The sequence below is a fragment of the Pseudomonas sp. Mn2068 genome (genome assembly GCF_049319725.1).
GTDB lineage: Bacteria > Pseudomonadota > Gammaproteobacteria > Pseudomonadales > Pseudomonadaceae > Aquipseudomonas > Aquipseudomonas gingeri.
Genome location: NZ_JBMOUG010000016.1, coordinates 73,364 through 90,745, shown reverse-complemented (window position 1 = coordinate 90,745; position 17,382 = coordinate 73,364). Strand labels below are relative to the sequence as shown.

Sequence of the window (17,382 nt, the reverse complement as noted above, 5' to 3'; positions counted from 1 at the left end):
CGAGGGAAAAATGGCGCCAGAGAACTGCCCTGAAACGAGAATTTGCCAACAATGCCTCAACGATCGGCCTGAACCGCCTCCAGCAGCTCAATCATTTCGTACTGCAGGGTATCCGCCAACCCCAACCAGTCCTGACGTTCCTGACAACCGAGCATCAGCAACAATAGCCGTGTCCATGCCTGCTGATGCACGGACGATGCCTCGGACAACAGCGCCTGGACGCCATCGAACAGCTCGACCATCACCAGCGCCGCCTCGACATCGCGCCCGAAGCGGAACAGCGCCGAACAGCGCCAGGCCTCCTTGAGGCTGTATTCGAAGGACTTCATTGGACGAACTCCTGGTCGAAAGCGGTACCGATGATCCGCGCGCCCGCACGACTGCTGTTGAGGAAACGCACCTGCGGATGCCTGGCGATATAACGCTCCAGCTCGCAAAGGTAACGGCGGAAATTCAACTGCGTCCTGACCCGCTGGCCATTGCCGTCCTGTACCCAGTAACGGGCTTCGTTGACACCCGGACCGAGTTCGCCGTCCTTCCAGCCAGCGTGGGTCTTGTTCATCGGAAAGGCGAAGTCGGCGCCAAACAGCGTCACGCTCCCCGCCCCCATCTTCACCGCCAGGTCCACGGCCGGGTGCAGGACACTACCACCGACATACAGCACGCCCCGCCCGACCTGCTGGCGAACCGTCTCATAGACAGGGCTGAGGGAATAAGCCCCATAACGCGGCCCCTTCCAGGCTTCCAGCACCTGAGGATCGCTCATCGGCATATAGACCAGCGGAATATCGGCGGACGCCTCGGGCGGCAGATGCCGGAAGCTGATGCGCTGGTCGACGCTCACCACCAAGTCCGGCCGGATACCTTGCTCGCACAAGGGGCGATAGGCGGTATCGACGCTGATGAACAGCGGTCGCCGCGCCTGCCCACGGATGGCCCGCAGCTTGTCGAACTGCTGCTCCAGGCTCGGCCCCGTACCGATCACGTAGATGTGCTGCCTCGGCCGTGTCGCAAACAACTGCGCGACATCGCGATCAGCGGCAAAGATCTCGCGACTGTCGCGCAGACGCTGGAGGATCTCCGGCGATTGCGGGTCGAACTCACGATTGTTGAAGCTCAGATGCACCTCGCCGACCAGCCGATCGCGCATCCGGGCGTTGAAATCGTCGGCCAGGACCAGCTCGGCCGGCAGCGCAAAGAACGGAAAGAGGATTTCCGGGTGATCGGCGGCATAACTCAACTCGACCCGCGGATCGGCGAGCCATTGGTCCTGCTCCAGCAAACCGAGCACCTGCTTGAACAGCGCGCCATTGAGAATATGCACAGCGAGGCGCTGCAAGCCCGGTGCCTCCAGTAGCACCTGCTGCAAATCTCCGAGCCCGGTGCCATAGACATGCACTTGCGCGCTGCCGGGCGGCAGGCTGGAAGCCTGCAGGCGCGCTTCGGCCACCCGGTCGTGACGGCTGGTCAGTTGCACGCCGCCGACACTCAGGGTCGAGCCCTGCCCTTCGACCAGCTCCAGTGCCAGGCTATCGCCATCTTCGGCCAACAGCCGGGGCAGCAACCCCGGCCAGCGCGCCTCGATGATCCGTGCATTCAGCTCAAAGCTCTCGCTCATGTCGCCTCGCTCAATATCCGCGCAAAAAAATAGCGCTCAAGGTTAACCTACCCGGAGCGCTACTTTGCGACCTTGTCGGATCAAGGTCGATGAATAATCGCCGAGCCCCACGACAGGCCGACACCGAAACCACTGAGGGCGACGCGCTTCCAGGTGGAATCGAGGACATGCTTCTCCAGCAGCAGCGGAATGCTCGAAGACACAGTATTACCGGTCTCGACCATGTCCTTGATGAACTTCTCCGGCTCGCCCTCGAAACGACGCGCCACGGCATCGACAATCGCCGCACTGCCCTGGTGGATGCAGAACGCATCGATATCGGCCGGCTGCAGGCCGGAATCATCGAGCAGCTCGTGCAAATGCGCCGGGACCTTCAGCAGGGCGAAATTGAACACCTGGCGCCCGTTCATGAAGAACACGCCGTCGCTGACCTTCAGGTGCGGCGCACCGGCACCGTCGGTACCGAACTTGGCCTTGCCCAACTGCCAGGGTGCGTCTTCGCCCATCCAGGTCGCGGTCGCGGCATCACCGAACAGCATGGTGGTGTTGCGATCTTCCGGATCGACGATCTTCGAATACGGGTCGGCGGTCACCAGCAGGCCGTTCTTCAGGCCAGCGGCTTCCATGAAACCTTTCATGGCATAGATGCCATAGACATAACCGGAACAGCCCAGGGAAATATCGAACGCCGCCACGGTGGTCGGCAGGCCGAGCTTGTCCTGGACAATGGCCGCGGTGTGCGGCAGGCCTTCCTCGTCACCGTTCTGGGTGACGACGATCAGCGCATCGATGCTCTCGCGCTTGAGTTCGGGGTTGTTGGCGAACAAGGCGTTCACGGCTTCGACACACAGGTCCGAGGTTTCCTGCCCGGCGTCTTTGCGCGGCAGGAAGGCTGAACCGATCTTGCCCAGGATGAATTCTTCATCCTTGGCGAATTTGGCACCCTGAGCGTAGTTATCCACGCCGGCTGTCGGCACGTAACTGGCAATGCTTTTTATGCCAATCATTATGGCTTCCCAATAATAAACAGCTGAATATCACCGCTCGCAGGAATCGAGGGGCGCCGATCAACAGGGATTTGCCGTCACTCCAAAATGGAGCAGAAACGGCGCAATCGAGGGGCAATCACCGACCGAAAAGGCTCAGGCGCCCGCATCCCCGGCAAATACAATACAGTGAAGATGCGCGTTATGACTCACAGGTCACGCTTATTTTGCCCGAATGCGTGCGCGAGGGGTTATTCGATCAGCGACCAATCCAGCGGTGTGCCGCGTTTCAGGGACATGCGGGCCTTGCGCCCGAGCACGCCATCGACATGTTTCGGTGCCAGCCCCAGCCCGGGGCGGATGGCCCGCACGTTTTGCGCGGTAAAACATTCACCCTCGAGCAGGTCCTGCACGACATAGAGCGAGCGGCGGTAGACCAGGGATTTCTGCTCCGCCTCGGTGGCGCCGTAGCGCACCTGTCCAAGCGCCTGCCAGGCCCGTTCGGTTTCCACCACCAGGCTGGCCAGTTCCGCCGGTTCCAGGGAGAAACTGGCGTCCACGCCACCGGCGGCACGATCCAGGGTGAAATGTTTTTCCACCACCGTCGCCCCCAGGGCCACCGCCGCCACCGAAACCCCCACGCCCATGGAATGGTCGGAGAGCCCGACCTGACAGCCGAACAGCTCATGCAGGTGGGGGATCGTCCGGATGTGGCTGTTGAGCGGCGACGCCGGATAGGTACTGGTGCACTTGAGCAGCACCAGGTCCCGGCAACCGGCCTCGCGGGCGGCGCGCACCGTTTCATCCAGCTCGGCGACACTGGCCATGCCGGTGGAAATGATCAGCGGCTTGCCCGTCGCGGCCACCCGGCGAATCAAGGGCAGGTCGGTGTTTTCGAAACTGGCGATCTTGTAGGCCGGCACGTCGAGACTTTCCAGGAAGTCCACGGCGCTTTCATCGAACGGCGTCGAGAAGGCCAGCATGCCCAGCTCCTTCGCCCGGGCGAAGATCGGCGCATGCCATTCCCAGGGCGTATGGGCCTTCTCGTAGAGGTCATAGAGCGAGGACCCGGCCCACAGGCTGCCAGGGTCCTGGATAAAGAACTCGCCCTCCGCCAGGTCCAGGGTCATGGTATCGGCGGTGTAGGTCTGCAGCTTCAGCGCATGGGCACCGGCCCTGGCCGCCGCCTCGACGATCCGCAGGGCGACGTCCAGCGACTGGTTATGGTTGCCGCTCATCTCGGCAATGATGAACGGCGGCGCATCCGGGCCAATCGTTCGCTGGCCGATCTTGAAACTAGTCATGAACCTGATCCTTCACTACACGCTCGAAACGGCTGGCCGACTGGACATAGCCGCCATGACGAAACAATTCGATCGAAGCCGGATTATCCGGCAGTACCTGCGCCTCAATCACCGTCACTTGCGGCCAGTGCCCGCACACAACCTCTTCGCCACGGGCCAGCAGCGCCCTGCCCCAGCCCAGGCCCGCCCGGCCGTCAAGCAAGTACAGCGAGACCTCGGCGCGGTTGACCGCGAGGTCGTAGCGCAGCACGCCCACCGGCCCCTCTTGCGCTTCGGCGACCAGCAGCAGGCATCCGGGGTCGCGCAGCTTCGCCGCCAGCCAGACCCGGTGCTCCTCCCAGTCGATCGGCGCGGAGTTCAAGGAAGCGCTGCGCACCGACGGCTGGTTGCGCCCCTCAAACAACAGGCGCGCATCCTCCAGCGTCACTTGCCGCAGCTTCAGGGCTGAACCGGCCAGCGCCACGGCGAATCGCCGCGCGCCCAGGCCATCGACCAGGCGCCGCGAGCGTTCGGCCAGGCTCTGCCGCAAGCCGATATTGCCCAGCACAAAACCCACCGCCTGTTTCAGACCGTCGACACTTATCGTCTGGCTGGTGCCGAGATAGATATGCATGCCAGCCGCGGCCAGGCGCTCGGCGTTGGCCTGCTGGTTTTCCGCGACGGCGATGCACAGGGTCGGCAATCCCAGGGCGGCGCGCTCCCAGCTGGTGCCGCCGCCGGCGCCGATAAACAGATCGGCCTGGGCCATCAGTGCGGCGAAATCTTCAACGAATGTCTGCACCCGCCATAACGGACGATCCGCCGCCATGGCCTGCAACTGCGCCAACTTCGGATTGGCGGTACCGGCGACAAAGTCCACCTGCAGATCATCGAAGTCCGCCAGTGCACACATGGCCTTCCAGGTTTCGCCGGCGCCGTCGAGCCCACCGAAATTCACCAGCACCCGCTGCGCCTGGCTTCTGATCGGCACCGGCGCACGCTGGAAGTCATCACGGATCAGCGCATAGCGCGGCCCCAGCAACTGGCGACAGGGCTGCAAGGCGCGCCGGGAAAAATCGCGATCGCTGGCGGTGAAGTTCTGGTCGAAAAGGATATCCACCGCATGCTGGCGGTTGTTCAGGTCATCGATGGCCGCGATCTGCCGGCCCCATCGGCGAGCGGCTGTCTGCCAGTGATGATCGAGTCCGTAATGGTCGACCACGATCCAGTCAAAACCGCGATCGCCTGCCAGGCAGGCTTCCAGGGCAGCGATATCGGCCTGCCAGGGCAACAGCGCTTCGATACCCAGGGTCGGATTCTCCCCGCAATACAGGGGCGGCAGCACCAGCGCGGCAAACCCCTCCTGCGCCAGGCGGGCAAAGGCGTTGCCGGGCAACTCCCGACAGGCGAACAGCACTTCGGCGCCCATGTCGCGCAGCACCCGGGCCAGGGTCAGACAACGCGCGACATGTCCGCTGCCGATGGCCGCCGAGGCGTCGGCACGCACCAGCACTCTCACGATTCCAGCTCTCCGGCCGCCTTCAGGGCCGCATACAGGTATTCCGCCCGACGCCAGTCCTCGGGGGTATCGATATCCTGGACCAGATGGCGCGGCAAACGCACCGGCAGGCTCTTCTCGGAAAACAGCACATCGCCGCGCAACCAGGCGGCACTGCGCCCCCAGTAGAATTGCCCGGCATCCTGAAAGGCCGGCGGCAGATCCTGGGAGCGGGTCTGCCGATGCTCGGGGTAAAGCGCGGTCAGCGCCCCTTCGTCGGTCAGGGTCAGGGCCCGCTGGATCGGAAAGCCGAACTCACAAACAGAAAACGCAAAGGATTTTTCCCCATGCCGCTCCAGCAGCGCCAGGCCCTCGCGCAGGAAACGGGTTTGCAGGAGCGGTGCCGTGGCATAGAGGCAACAGGCGTAGTCGAAGGTCTCGCCCTGTTGTTCCAGCGTCTCGATGGCATGCACGATCACCGCCGCCGTGCCGGTGAAATCGTCGGCCAGGGCCGCCGGCCGCACGAAAGGCACCAAGGCTCCGTGCTCACGGGCCAGGGCGGCGATTTCCGGATCGTCGGTACTGACCATGACCCGATCGAACAGGCCGCACGCCAAGGCGAGCCGAATCGAACGCGCGATCATAGGCTCGCCGTGGAACAGCTTGAGATTCTTGCGCGGGATGCGTTTGCTGCCACCCCGCGCCGGAATGATCGCAATCGCACTCAAGGGCGTTTTTCCAGGAGGAACCAGTTCACATCGTCAATCGGGAACTGCGGATCGCGGTGATAACCGAAACCATAGTCCAGCAACTGCAGGTCCCGATAGCGATCGAGCATTTCCCCGGCGAAGTCACGCTTGAACAACTTGCCGTTGTTGCCGCGATAAGGCACCTCGACGGGTACCGGATTGTAGTACTCGGCAATCAGGATATAGCGTCCGCTCAGTGCGTACAGTTGCTCATAGGCGGCCGCCAGCAACTCGGGCGCCAGGTGAATCAGCACGCCCTTGCTCAGGGTCAGGTCGAAACGGCGCTCGCGTGGGTAGTCGAACAGCGAGCCCTGCCAGATCTCGGCGATACCCAGGCTGCGCGCCTGCTTGCAAGCCCTGGCGTTGATCTCGACGCCCTGCAGGGCACAACCAGGCAGGAGCCGGTGCAGGGCCTGCAGGTTGTTCCCGGTATTGGTACCCAGTTCCAGCAGGCTGCCGAGCCCGGTGGTTCGCGCCAGGGCCTTGGCAAACAATGCCAGGTTGGCGGCGATCAGCGCCGGCCCCTGGTTGCGGCCCACGTATTCATCGCCGAACTCGCCACGCCAGAAGACTTCCTGTTCGCTGAACTCACGCATATCTGACTCTTATCCTCGGAGCATTGATCGTGTTTAACCGACAAGCTTGCGTAACTGTTCGACCACATAGTCTTGCTGTTCTTCAGTGAGCAGCGGGAACAACGGCAAACTGATCGCTTCGCTGAAATAACGCTCGGCTTCGGGAAAGTCGCCGTCCTTGAATCCCTGCTCACGGTAATACGGCTGCAGGTGCACGGGAATGTAATGCAGGTTCACACCGATCCCCGCCGCCCGCAGTGTCTCGAAGACATCGCGCTGGGTGACCTTGACCCGATCCAGTTGCAAACGCACCACGTACAGGTGCCAGGCAGACTCGGCACCCGCCTGCGCGGCTGGCAGGATCAAGGGCAGATCGGCCAGCAAGCGGTTGTAACGGGCCGCCAGCTCCCGCCGTCGGGCGACAAAGCTGTCGAGCCGCGCCGTTTGCGAAAGGCCCAATGCCGCGTGCAGGTCGGTCATCCGGTAATTGAAACCCAGCTCCAGTTGCTGGTAGTACCAGAGACCGTGCTCGGGCACCTTCATCTGCGCCGGATCGCCGGTAATACCATGACTGCGCAGGCGACGCAGGCGTTCGGCCAGTTCGGCGCTGTTGGTCAGGACCATGCCGCCTTCGGCCGAGGTGATGATCTTCACCGGATGAAAACTGAAGATGGTCATCGCCGCATGGGCGCCGCAGCCCACCGGCCGACCGAGGTAGGAGGCGCCTACCGCATGGGAGGCGTCCTCGATCAGGATGAAGCCATATTGCTCGGCCAACCCGGCGATGGCGCGCATATCGCAGCTCTGGCCGGCAAAGGCCACGGCCACCACCACCTTGGGCAAGCGACCGGCCACTGCCGCGGCTTCCAGCTTGTGCGCCAACAAGCGGGCATCGAGGTTCAGGGTCGAAGGGTCGATATCGACAAAGTCCACCTCGGCGCCACAGTAGCGACCGCAGTTGGCCGAGGCGACAAAGGTGTTCGGGCTGGTCCACAAGCGGTCACCTGGCCCCAGGCCCGCTGCCAGGCAGGCAATGTGCAGGGCCGCCGTGGCATTGCACACCGCCACCGCGAAGTCGGCCTGGCAATGTTCCGCCAGTGCCGCCTCGAACCGTGGGATGGTCGGCCCCTGGGTCAGCCAGGGCGACTTGAGCACCTCGACCACCGCGTCGATATCTGCCTGTTCGATACTCTGGCAACCATAAGGAATCTGGTACGGCGTCATGGCAACAGCTCCAGCGGGGACCGATCCGGCGTCCAGTGAATGAAATTACGCCCGAACGAGCCGGTGCCACCGGAGATGAAAATCGATTTGCCGTTGAACATGCCGTAGGTCCTTTTTTAAACCAGCAACTGCGACCAATCCACACCCTTGGCCATGCCGAGGGTGAAGCCTTTGCCAGTCAAGGCCAGGTTGGCGTTGTAGGCAGGATCGGCCTGGAACGTCGCCGACCATTTCTCGCGCAAGGCCGCCAGGGCCGCCGGCGCCTCGGGCAGGAGACCGGGGTGCAGGACCTGTACCTGCGGCGTCCACGACACCAGGTGGCCGGACTGGCCGAGCTTGAGGCACAGGTCGACATCGGCGAAGGCCTCGGCGAAATCACTCTCGTCCAGCCCCCCGACCGCTTCGAACAGCGCCTTGCGCACCATCAGGCATACCGCCGACACCGCCGAATAGTTCTGCTCCACCATCAGGCGCTGCATATAGCCCTTGGCATCCTTCTTCTCGCCGATGAAAGGCGAACCGACACCGCCATTCAGGCCGAGCACCAGACCGGCCTGGGACACCTTGGTATCGCGGCTGTAGAGCTTGGCCCCGACCGCGCCGATTTCCGGTCGCAGTGCCTGGTTGAGCAGGGACTCGATCCAGTTGGGATTGACCACCTCGCTGTCCGCCGCAAGCAGCAACAGATACTCGCCGGTGGCCTGACGCGCTGCCGCGTTGCAAAACGCCGAACGGCTCGACCAGTCGGATTGCAACACGCTCACCTTGCCGGCCTGCGGCTGCTCGCGGAGCCAGTTGGCAAGTGCCTCGGAGTCGTTCGCCTGATCGGCCAGCAGTACTTCGAAGTTCAGGTAGCGGGTTCGTTGCAGAACGGCCTTGAGGCAGCGCTCCAGCTCGCCGAAGCTCGCCTGGCCATGAAGGATGATCGACACCCGCGGACGCTCGGTATGGCGATAATCGACAAAGTAGCTGCCCGGCTGCGGCGAACTGACCATTGCCTTGTAGCCCCGAGTCCCCAGGTGACGCATCAGCGCCAGGCGTTCGTGGGCGTTCTCCTCGTGCGAAGGCACACTGGTGATCAGCAGTGGCTCGTCCAGGTGAGCCAGCCCGGCCATGCCCCCCTCCTCTATCAGGCGCAGCAGCAGATCGAACTCCAGTGCCTTGCTGAAGTCGGCCTTGTAGCCGCCGACGCCCAGCACGACCTCGCGCCGCACCAGCCAGTGCCGGGCCATCAGCGCCGGTACGCTCTGCAACAGATCGAGGTTGAAGTCCGGCCGGAACACCTCGATCAGCGCGCCGTTGGCATCGCGCTGGATTTCATCGGTCGCCACCGCGCGACACTCGCCGGCGTTGCGCAATTCCAGGCCGGCCCGCAACAGGCCCGCCGGCGTGAATTCGTCCCCGGCCTCGGCCAGCAACAGCCAGTCGCAAGGCAGTTGGGCAATCGTCTGGTTCAGCTTGTCGACCAGATTGCCCGGCGTGACCCGGACAAAGTGCAGGGTATTCTGCAGCGTGGTCGCCGCCTGCGGTTCGCCCGTGGTGAAAACCACGATCCGGAAGGCCATGCCATGCCCTTCCAGCAGGCTGTCGAGCGTCACCTGCAACTGACCGACCTCATCCTCCAGATCCAGTACCAACAGACCGAAGACCGGGCCGCTGCCCTGCTCGCGCCGATACCCGGCGATCGCCTCCAGTTCGCCGGCAACCGGCTCGCGGGCTTGCAGCCAGTTCAGCAGGCGCCCCGACGGCATTGCCTCGAAGGTCGACACATTATCCTCGGTGCACAGCGCATCCAGCCGCTCGGCCCAGGCGGACATATCCCGCGCCTCGTCCTCCTCGCCCAGCAGTTGCAGTTGCGCGGCCAGGCGCTTGACCAGCGGACGGTTGAACAGGTTGATGTCCTGGGCCAGCCACAGGCGATCCACCACGCTTTCCGGGGTGTCGTTGTTGTGCGCACGCATCAGCGCCCGCTGACGGGTCCACACGCCTTCCAGCCCTTGCAACTGGACACGGCCGGCCGGCATCGCATGGATCAGGAATTCGAACCAGGTCAACTGATCGAAGAAGGCCTGGTTGTAGTAAGGCATCTCCATGTACTGCTTGGGTCCGAACCGGCGTTGCGGGCCCTCCTTGATGCTGTTCCACGTCGAATCGAAGAGCAGTTCCACGGTCAGTGCCCGCCCGCTGCGCAGGCTGTCGACCATTGCCTCGAAGCTTTCCAGGGCGAAGGCCTTGGTCTGTGCCGTATCGAGGCCCTCGATGGCGGTGGGCAGCGTTGCCAGGAAATCGGCAAAGGCCTCGCGCTCGGCGACCGACTTGGCATCGGTGTAGCTCAAGGAGTGGTAGACCTCGGTGCTGTGCTCCGAATCGCCGTAGTTGACCTCGCGGACCACATAGGGGATCGGCAGGATCCGTGCCTTGGCCCGTGCCAGCATGTAGTACACGTGACCGATTTCCTGCCACTGGAAACTGGTGCCTTCCGGCAGCGCCGAGTGCCAGTCGCGCATCAGCGCGGTACGGTGCACGGCATAGAATGGAGGCAGATACTGGCGCATGTACTCCACCACCCGATCCTGGGCCCGCTCGGAGGCGTAGTCCTCGCAGACCTTCTTGTCGCGACGGTAGTAGCCGACGCTGCCGGCCATGGCCAGGTACATCATGCAATAGCCATGGCACATGCCGTAGTCCAGGTTGGCCTCGAGAAAGGCCACCGATTCGGCCAGCGCGTCATGGACGATGAAGTCGTCGTCGGCGGCAAACACCATGTAGGGCGTCTGCACGCTCATCACGCCATGGGCGAACTTGTTCTGCAGCTTCCAGTAGTCGTACTGCGGTACATGCAGGTACTCGACCGAGTCGTAGCCGTGGGCAACCCCGGCATTGGCCACCGGGGACGAATCCAGCACCAGCAGTTTGCAAGGCAGCGCGCCGTAGAACTTCACCGCACGGCGCAGGAAGGCCGGCCGGTTATGGGTGACCAGCACGACCGTCAACAAATCGCCGAGGAACTGCAGGTCCCCCTGCTGCCGTGCCTGCTCAGATACGTACTTGCCTTGCATAAACTTTCCCCAAAACTGCCGAATCGACCCATGAACCCAGGATGATGTTGTTACTCAGCGAACCCGACGCAGGTAGCCGTCCGGTGCAACGGTGACCAGCAACTTGTTTTCCAGTTGCTTGTCGATCTCGAAATCACGGTTCTCTTCCAGGTAGGCCCAGACTGCGGTCTTCGGGTTGTCACCCGGCCCCCATGGACGATCCGGGAAGAACTCCGGCGGCATGTCCTCGACCACGGTGTCCATCACAACGCAGTAGCTGCCGACCGAGACTAGCGGCGCGTACAGGCGCAGCTCTTCCAGCACGTGATCGTGGGTATGGTTGGAGTCCAGGACCAGGATCACCTTCTTGCCCTCGGCGGCAGCGCGAACCTGCTCGACGGTCGACAGCTCGATGCTCGAACCTTCGATCATGCTGATGCGCTTGCTCATCGGGTGGCTTTCGATGGCTTCGCGGTTGTGCGGGCGAATGTCGCGGTCGATACCCAGCACCTCGCCATGGCCTTGCAGCTCCAGCAGCGAGGCGTAGTAGATGATCGAGCCGCCATGGGCAATACCGCACTCGATGACCAGGTCTGGCTTGACCTGCCAGATGATCTCCTGCATCGCCATCATGTCCTGGGGCAACTGGATGATCGGCCGGCCCATCCAGGAAAAGTGGTAGCTGTACTTGTGCTTGGCCGATTCATTGAAGAACTCGCGGGCCAGGCCCTGGAGTTTTTCGTCCTGGCCCTGGGCGGCGATTTCAGCCTGGCATTCGGCTTCGAAGGCTTGCATTACGGTCTTGGTCATTGTTCGGTCTCGGCAAAAGTTCATTGAAAGGAGGCGCTGTCGACGGCGTGGTAGACATAACGTCCACCGGTCATGCGCTTTATTTCTTCGAGGTAATTGGAATTCATCACAAACAGGTTGGCCCCGATGGGCAAGGCGTCCAGGGCTTCCTGCGGTGACGACACACGGACACCGCTGAGTGGCAGGTAACGCCCCTGCTTGGCCGGGTTGATATCCACCACCTGGTCGACAGCCACGCCCGCCCGTTGCAGGAACAACGAATAGATCACGCCCTTGGACGACGCCCCCCAGATGCAGGAACCCTGCTCGGGTGCCTCGCGGATAATGCGGATGGCCTTGTCCAGGCTGGCGGTGAAGTGCTCCGGCAAGTGCTGGCGCACCACCGGTTCGCTCGGTGTCAGGCGCAGGCTGCCGAGGTCGGCGACGATATACAGGTACTGCCCGCCAAACAGATGGCCGGCCTCGTGCACGGTGCCGAACAGGCGGCGCAGGTCGTCGAGGCGGAAGTAATTGACATGCTCATAGAAGAGATCGAACCAGGCACTGTGCTCGACGATCCAGTCGAAGCATGGCACCTCGATATAGATCTGCCCGCCCTGGTTGGCCTCGGCCATGGCGGCCAGGAAGGCCACCGGGTCGGCGATATGTTCCAGCACATGGCGCAGCACCAGGGCATCGGCCGCCAGCCCCAGGCCACGGGTGAACGGTGCCTTGATCACCTCGGGGTTACTGCCTTCGTACGCCGGGTCGATGCCCGTGATTGCATAGCCCAGGCCGCGCAACAGTTCGAGGAAATAGCCCTTGCCACAACCCACCTCGATCAGGCTCTGCCCCTTGAAATGGCGGGCAATGATGCCCTCCACATCGTTCAGGTGCTGCTGGAACTGGCCGGAATGTGCCTGTTCGTTCTGGTAATCGCTGTCGTAGCTCAGTTTGTCGGCATCGAAGGCCTGGTTGAAGATCAACCCGCTGACCTCGTCCTGCACCAGCACGATATCGGCGCTGGCCGAGGCCCTGGCCGAAGCCGCATCGGCAAAGGTACGGTTCTGCAGGACCGGCAGATCGCTCGCCCGGTACAACTCATGCGCCATGTTCGCCTCCCAGTAACTGTTGCAACCGCTCGGCCACGCCCCAGAACGCCATCGGTTCGTGGCTGGCGTAACCGTAGTGACCCAGGTTCAGCGTGATCGATGCCCCGCGCTCGCGCAGACGCTGCTCAACCAGGGTCCTGACCGCTATCGGCCGGCCGCTGGCGCAGTTGACCACACCGGAAAAGTCCCGTTGTTCCAGAAGCCGCGCGAGATGACCGGCAGCCACTTCGATCGGCAGGTAATCGCGTAGCTGCTCGCCCGCCGACATGTTGAAGTGGCTGTCGCCGGCCTCGATGGCACGGTCCAGGCTGGCCAGCAAGCTGCTGGGGTTCTGCCCCTCGCCGTACAGGTAGAACAACCGCGCCCATTGCAGGTTGAACGGCACCTGCTGGCGCAGCGCCTCCAGAAACAGGCGCAGGCTGTTCTTGGCCAGACCATAGGGATTGCTCGGCTGTGCCGCCACCGCCTCACTCAGCGGCCCGCTCTGCAGGCCATACTCGAAACAGGTGCCAGTCACCAGCACCTGGGGGATACCGGCCTCGACCGCCTGCTTGATAAAGCGGTAATCGGCGAACAGGTTGTGTTCGAAGTGAAACAGCGCCTGGTAGTTCGGCAGCCCGGGCCAGGCCAGATGAGCCAGGACATCGATGCCGTCGGTCAGCGCAGCCACGTCCAGGTCCCCGGCGTGCACGTCGGCGGCAACCAGTTCCACCGCATCGGCCCATGGCAGGCTCCGGGCGGCTTCGGGATGACGGGCCACGGCGCGAACGGAATGGCCACGCGCCAGCAAGGCCGTGACCAGATGCCGACCGACAAAACCGGTCGCTCCCGTCACCAGCACCCTGAGGCCGCTCACAGGACCGTCAACTCGGGCACGGCAACCACGAAACGCCCGCCCCATTCACGTACGACCGCCTGTTGCTGGCTGACTTCCTGCAGCAGGTTCCACGGCAACACCAGCACGTAGTCCGGCTTCTCGGCCTCGATGCGCTCGGGCGAGACCACCGGAATGCGGCTGCCCGGGAGGAATTTACCCTGCTTGTGCGGGTTGGCATCGGCCACCCAGGCCAGCAGGTCAGCCCTGACCCCGGCGTAGTTGAGCAGGGTATTGCCCTTGGCCGCCGCGCCATAACCCACCACGCGCTTGCCTTCGGCCTTGGCCTGCAGGAGAAACCGCAGCAGGCCATGCTTGATGTGTTCGGCGGCCGGTGCCAGGGTGGCGTAGAACGCCGCGGTCTTCACGCCGGTGGCCAGTTCGGCCGCCAGAACCTGCCCGACCACCGGCTGCACCGCACGCTGCGAACCATCGGCGCGCTGCACGAAGACTCGCAACGAACCGCCATGGGTCGGCAGGCCGCTGACGTCGAAGACTTCCAGGCCGTTGCGTGCGCACAGGGCCTGCACCGCGGTCAGTGACAGATAGGAGTAGTGCTCGTGATACAGGGTATCGAACTGATGCCCGGCCATCAGGGCGAGCAGGTGCGGAAACTCGAAGGTCGCCACGCCCGCAGGCTTGAGCAGGGTGGCGAAACCCTGGAGGAAATCGTTGATGTCCGGCACATGGGCCAGCACATTGTTGGCCGTCATCAGGTCGGCCGACCAACCCTCTTCGCACAACTGCAACGCGGTGTCGCGGCCGAAGAACAGTTCACGGATCTCCAGGCCCTTGTCCCGCGCCGCCTGGGCGGTGCTGCGGGTCGGCTCGACACCCAGACAGGGGATGCCGCGCCCGGCCACATATTGCAGCAGGTAGCCATCGTTGGCGGCCACCTCCACCACGCGGCTGTCGGCGCTCAACCCGAAGCGCTCGACCATCTCGGCCACATAACGCTCGGCGTGGGCCAGCCAGGTGCTGGAAAACGAACTGAAGTAGGCGTACTCGGCATCGAACAGCGTATCGGCGCGGGTGTAGTCCTCGGTCTGCACCAGCCAGCAGCTCTGGCACACCGCGACTTTCAACGGGACCCAGGGCTCCGCCTGCTCCAACTGGTCAGCCCGCAGGTAAGCATTGGACGGCGGCGAAGTGCCGAGATCGATCAACGGCAAGACCAACGGGGTGCCGCAACCTCGGCAGTTCATAGACGTACTCCAGGGAAAGACGTGTCGAGCAGCGGATGACCCGCATCCCTGGCCGACAGATTTTTGACAGCCTCGGGCCAGGCAATCGCCAGGCGCGGGTCGAGCACCGACAGGCCACCCTCGGCGTCCGGCGCATAGTCGGCGCTGTGCAGGTACAGCAGCTCGGCGTCGTCGCTCAGGGTCTGGAAGCCGTGGGCGAAACCGGCGGGCAACAGCAGGCTGCGACCGTCTCCGGCGCGCAGGTGCTCGGCGTGCCACTGCAGGAAGGTCGGCGAATCCGGACGCAGGTCCACCGCGACATCCCAGACCTCGCCCCGCAGGCAGGTGATCAGCTTGGCTTCCGGAGCCTGGGCATTCTGATAATGCAGGCCGCGCACGCTACCGCGCTCACGGGTGCAGGAATGGTTGATCTGGCGGACATGAAAAACCTGGCCAAAGGCACTCAGGCTGCCTTCGCAAAACAACCGGGAAAACTGCCCGCGCTGATCGGCGTGCCGTTTGTGCTGCACACTGAACAGACCCTCGAGGGGCAAGGGGTGAATCAGCAATTCGCTCACAACGCCCCCCGATAGAGATCCAACTGCGCCAGGGTGAAGGCCCGCATGTCCGCGCCGTTCTTCCACGCCAGGTGCCAGTCCAGGGTATGTTCCAGGCATTGCTGCAACGACCAGCGCGGTTGCCAGCCAAGCAGTTGCCGCGCGCGGCTGCTGTCCAGGCGCAACAGCCCTGCTTCGTGCAGCTCGCTCGGCTCGACCCGCAGGCCCGGGGCCTGCGGCCAGCGCCCGGCAAGCCGCCCGACCACGTCGCCGACACTGCACATATCGTCTTCACCTGGCCCGAAGTTCCAGGCCCCGGCCGATTCCGGCCCGCGCTCATAAAGCGCGGCCGCCAGTAACAGGTAGCCGGCCAGCGGCTCCAGCGCATGCTGCCAGGGGCGCACGGCCTGTGGATAACGCAAGGTCACCGGCTCATCCGCCGACCAGGCGCGGAGCACATCCGGAATCAATCGCTCCGGTGAAAAATCGCCGCCGCCCAGGACATTGCCCGCCCGCGCTGTCGCCAGCGCCAGGCCATGCACGTCGTAGCGCCCGGCGGGAAAGAAGGAAGCCACGTAGGACTGTGCCAGCAACTCGCAACAGGCTTTGCTGCTGCTATAGGGATCGTGGCCACCAAGGGCTTCGTTTTCCCGATAGGGCCATGCCCATTCCTGATTGGCGTAGACCTTGTCGGTGGTCACCAGCACGCAGGCACGCACGCCACCCACCTGGCGGATCGCCTCGAGCAGGTTGAGGGTGCCCATGACGTTGCTCGAATAGGTACCGAGGGGATCGCGATACGCCTCACGCACCAGTGGCTGCGCGGCCAGGTGCAGGACGATTTCCGGCTCGGTCTCGGCGATCAGTTCCAGCAACGCACCGAGGTCACGCAGGTCGCCGCGCCGGTCCTTGATGCCTTCGCCGACCCGCGCCAGTTCGAACAGGTTCGGCTCGGTGGCCGGGGCCAGGGCAAAGCCACTGACCTCGGCGCCCAGGCTTTGTAGCCAGAGCGCCAGCCAACTGCCCTTGAAGCCGGTATGGCCGGTCAGCAGGACCCGCTTGCCACGCCAGAAAGCCGGGCTCAGTCCCACTGCTTCCATGGGGCCTCCCCGCTCTGCCACAACTGCTCCAGGTGATTCTTGTCGCGCAGGGTGTCCATCGGATGCCAGAAGCCATCATGCTGGAAGGCATTCAACTGCCCCTGGGCAGCCAGCCCCATCAGCGGCTCGGCTTCCCAGACCGTGGTATCGTCGCTGATCAATGACAAGACCTTGGGCGACAGGACAAAAAACCCGCCGTTGATCCAGCCACCGTCGCCACGGGGTTTTTCGATGAAGCCGCGGACCATGTCGCCATCGCGCTCCAGCGCACCGTAACGCCCCGGCGGTTGCACGGCGGTGACCGTGGCCAGCTTGCCGCTGCCACGGTGGAAGTCCACCAGCGCACCGATATTCAGGTCCGAAACGCCGTCGCCGTAGGTGAAGCAGAAGGCCTCTTCGTTTTCCAGGTAACGGCCGGCGCGACGCAGGCGGCCACCGGTCATGGTTTCCTCACCGGTGTCGATCAGGGTGACGCGCCACGGTTCGCTGTAATTCTGGTGGACGTCCATGCGGTTGTTGGACATGTCGAAGGTGACGTCGGAGGTGTGCAGGAAGTAGTTGGCGAAGAAGTCCTTGATGGCGTAGCCCTTGTAGCCCAGGCAGATCACGAAGTCGTGGATACCGTGGGCCGAGTACTGCTTCATGATGTGCCAGAGAATTGGCTTGCCGCCGATCTCGATCATAGGCTTGGGCTTGAGGTGCGATTCCTCGCTGATCCGCGTGCCCAGGCCACCCGCCAGAATTACTGCCTTCATCAACGTCCCCTTCTTCTTCATCATCACAGGAGCTGCTCGG

16 protein-coding genes are annotated in these 17,382 nt (G+C 63.5%); all 16 read right to left on the bottom strand.

Going from position 1 to position 17,382, the window contains the following annotated elements:
• Positions 1–56: 56 nt before the first annotated feature.
• The 16 genes from ACL9RJ_RS27585 to rfbF all read right to left on the bottom strand — a co-directional run bounded on the left by ACL9RJ_RS27585 (position 57) and on the right by rfbF (position 17,342).
• Positions 57–329, bottom strand: a complete 273-nt coding sequence (locus tag ACL9RJ_RS27585) for a hypothetical protein (protein ID WP_017124436.1) — start codon at positions 327–329, stop codon at positions 57–59.
• Positions 326–1,618: a motility associated factor glycosyltransferase family protein gene (locus ACL9RJ_RS27580; protein ID WP_017124437.1), complete on the bottom strand. Its 1,293-nt coding sequence runs from the start codon at positions 1,616–1,618 to the stop codon at positions 326–328. The genes ACL9RJ_RS27585 and ACL9RJ_RS27580 overlap by 4 nt, the downstream gene beginning before the upstream one ends.
• Before the next feature lie 80 nt (positions 1,619–1,698).
• Complete coding sequence (locus ACL9RJ_RS27575) at positions 1,699–2,625, bottom strand: ketoacyl-ACP synthase III (protein WP_017124438.1); 927 nt, start codon at positions 2,623–2,625, stop codon at positions 1,699–1,701.
• Positions 2,626–2,855: 230 nt separating this feature from the next.
• On the bottom strand, positions 2,856–3,908 hold the full coding sequence (gene pseI / locus ACL9RJ_RS27570) for a pseudaminic acid synthase (RefSeq protein WP_103032649.1): 1,053 nt from the start codon (positions 3,906–3,908) through the stop codon (positions 2,856–2,858).
• Positions 3,901–5,406: a UDP-2,4-diacetamido-2,4,6-trideoxy-beta-L-altropyranose hydrolase gene (pseG, locus tag ACL9RJ_RS27565; RefSeq protein ID WP_042934629.1), complete on the bottom strand. Its 1,506-nt coding sequence runs from the start codon at positions 5,404–5,406 to the stop codon at positions 3,901–3,903. Before pseG ends, pseI begins: the two co-directional genes overlap by 8 nt.
• Positions 5,403–6,113 carry a pseudaminic acid cytidylyltransferase gene (gene pseF, locus ACL9RJ_RS27560; RefSeq protein ID WP_017124442.1) on the bottom strand — a complete coding sequence of 237 codons (711 nt, stop codon included), beginning with the start codon at positions 6,111–6,113 and terminating at the stop codon, positions 5,403–5,405. The genes pseG and pseF overlap by 4 nt, the downstream gene beginning before the upstream one ends.
• Positions 6,110–6,730 (bottom strand): pseudaminic acid biosynthesis-associated methylase, encoded by a 621-nt coding sequence (locus ACL9RJ_RS27555; protein ID WP_422765856.1) that lies wholly within the window; start codon positions 6,728–6,730, stop codon positions 6,110–6,112. Before ACL9RJ_RS27555 ends, pseF begins: the two co-directional genes overlap by 4 nt.
• A gap of 33 nt (positions 6,731–6,763) precedes the next feature.
• The gene (gene pseC / locus ACL9RJ_RS27550; protein ID WP_422765855.1) at positions 6,764–7,933 is read right to left on the bottom strand and encodes a UDP-4-amino-4,6-dideoxy-N-acetyl-beta-L-altrosamine transaminase; all 1,170 of its coding nucleotides are present in this window, start codon (positions 7,931–7,933) and stop codon (positions 6,764–6,766) included.
• A 116-nt stretch (positions 7,934–8,049) separates the two neighbouring features.
• Positions 8,050–10,992 (bottom strand): TIGR00180 family glycosyltransferase, encoded by a 2,943-nt coding sequence (locus tag ACL9RJ_RS27545; RefSeq protein ID WP_017124446.1) that lies wholly within the window; start codon positions 10,990–10,992, stop codon positions 8,050–8,052.
• A gap of 54 nt (positions 10,993–11,046) precedes the next feature.
• Complete coding sequence (locus ACL9RJ_RS27540; RefSeq protein WP_017124447.1) at positions 11,047–11,781, bottom strand: cephalosporin hydroxylase family protein; 735 nt, start codon at positions 11,779–11,781, stop codon at positions 11,047–11,049.
• A gap of 20 nt (positions 11,782–11,801) precedes the next feature.
• Positions 11,802–12,872 (bottom strand): class I SAM-dependent methyltransferase, encoded by a 1,071-nt coding sequence (locus ACL9RJ_RS27535; protein WP_017124448.1) that lies wholly within the window; start codon positions 12,870–12,872, stop codon positions 11,802–11,804.
• Positions 12,862–13,773, bottom strand: coding sequence for an NAD-dependent epimerase/dehydratase family protein (locus ACL9RJ_RS27530; RefSeq protein ID WP_083875273.1), 912 nt, complete (start codon positions 13,771–13,773; stop codon positions 12,862–12,864). Before ACL9RJ_RS27530 ends, ACL9RJ_RS27535 begins: the two co-directional genes overlap by 11 nt.
• Positions 13,725–14,951 (bottom strand): methyltransferase domain-containing protein, encoded by a 1,227-nt coding sequence (locus tag ACL9RJ_RS27525; RefSeq protein ID WP_017124450.1) that lies wholly within the window; start codon positions 14,949–14,951, stop codon positions 13,725–13,727. The genes ACL9RJ_RS27530 and ACL9RJ_RS27525 overlap by 49 nt, the downstream gene beginning before the upstream one ends.
• Entirely contained in the window at positions 14,948–15,508 is a 561-nt protein-coding gene (locus ACL9RJ_RS27520; protein ID WP_017124451.1) for a dTDP-4-dehydrorhamnose 3,5-epimerase family protein, read from the bottom strand. Before ACL9RJ_RS27520 ends, ACL9RJ_RS27525 begins: the two co-directional genes overlap by 4 nt.
• The gene (gene rfbG / locus ACL9RJ_RS27515) at positions 15,505–16,587 is read right to left on the bottom strand and encodes a CDP-glucose 4,6-dehydratase (protein ID WP_017124452.1); all 1,083 of its coding nucleotides are present in this window, start codon (positions 16,585–16,587) and stop codon (positions 15,505–15,507) included. Before rfbG ends, ACL9RJ_RS27520 begins: the two co-directional genes overlap by 4 nt.
• Positions 16,569–17,342: a glucose-1-phosphate cytidylyltransferase gene (gene rfbF / locus ACL9RJ_RS27510; protein ID WP_017124453.1), complete on the bottom strand. Its 774-nt coding sequence runs from the start codon at positions 17,340–17,342 to the stop codon at positions 16,569–16,571. The genes rfbG and rfbF overlap by 19 nt, the downstream gene beginning before the upstream one ends.
• Positions 17,343–17,382 lie beyond the last annotated feature (40 nt).

What these genes read in the sequence shown, in the direction of transcription:
- ACL9RJ_RS27555 (WP_422765856.1), bottom strand. Translation starts at nt 6,730, where the DNA reads ATGCGTGAGTTCAGCGAACAGGAAGTCTTCTGGCGTGGCGAGTTCGGC.
- rfbG (WP_017124452.1), bottom strand. Translation starts at nt 16,587, where the DNA reads ATGGAAGCAGTGGGACTGAGCCCGGCTTTCTGGCGTGGCAAGCGGGTC.
- ACL9RJ_RS27585 (WP_017124436.1), bottom strand. Translation starts at nt 329, where the DNA reads ATGAAGTCCTTCGAATACAGCCTCAAGGAGGCCTGGCGCTGTTCGGCG.
- ACL9RJ_RS27530 (WP_083875273.1), bottom strand. Translation starts at nt 13,773, where the DNA reads ATGGGGCGGGCGTTTCGTGGTTGCCGTGCCCGAGTTGACGGTCCTGTG.
- pseI (WP_103032649.1), bottom strand. Translation starts at nt 3,908, where the DNA reads ATGACTAGTTTCAAGATCGGCCAGCGAACGATTGGCCCGGATGCGCCG.
- ACL9RJ_RS27540 (WP_017124447.1), bottom strand. Translation starts at nt 11,781, where the DNA reads ATGACCAAGACCGTAATGCAAGCCTTCGAAGCCGAATGCCAGGCTGAA.
- ACL9RJ_RS27525 (WP_017124450.1), bottom strand. Translation starts at nt 14,951, where the DNA reads ATGAACTGCCGAGGTTGCGGCACCCCGTTGGTCTTGCCGTTGATCGAT.
- rfbF (WP_017124453.1), bottom strand. Translation starts at nt 17,342, where the DNA reads ATGAAGGCAGTAATTCTGGCGGGTGGCCTGGGCACGCGGATCAGCGAG.
- ACL9RJ_RS27580 (WP_017124437.1), bottom strand. Translation starts at nt 1,618, where the DNA reads ATGAGCGAGAGCTTTGAGCTGAATGCACGGATCATCGAGGCGCGCTGG.
- ACL9RJ_RS27545 (WP_017124446.1), bottom strand. Translation starts at nt 10,992, where the DNA reads ATGCAAGGCAAGTACGTATCTGAGCAGGCACGGCAGCAGGGGGACCTG.
- pseC (WP_422765855.1), bottom strand. Translation starts at nt 7,933, where the DNA reads ATGACGCCGTACCAGATTCCTTATGGTTGCCAGAGTATCGAACAGGCA.
- ACL9RJ_RS27535 (WP_017124448.1), bottom strand. Translation starts at nt 12,872, where the DNA reads ATGGCGCATGAGTTGTACCGGGCGAGCGATCTGCCGGTCCTGCAGAAC.
- ACL9RJ_RS27575 (WP_017124438.1), bottom strand. Translation starts at nt 2,625, where the DNA reads ATGATTGGCATAAAAAGCATTGCCAGTTACGTGCCGACAGCCGGCGTG.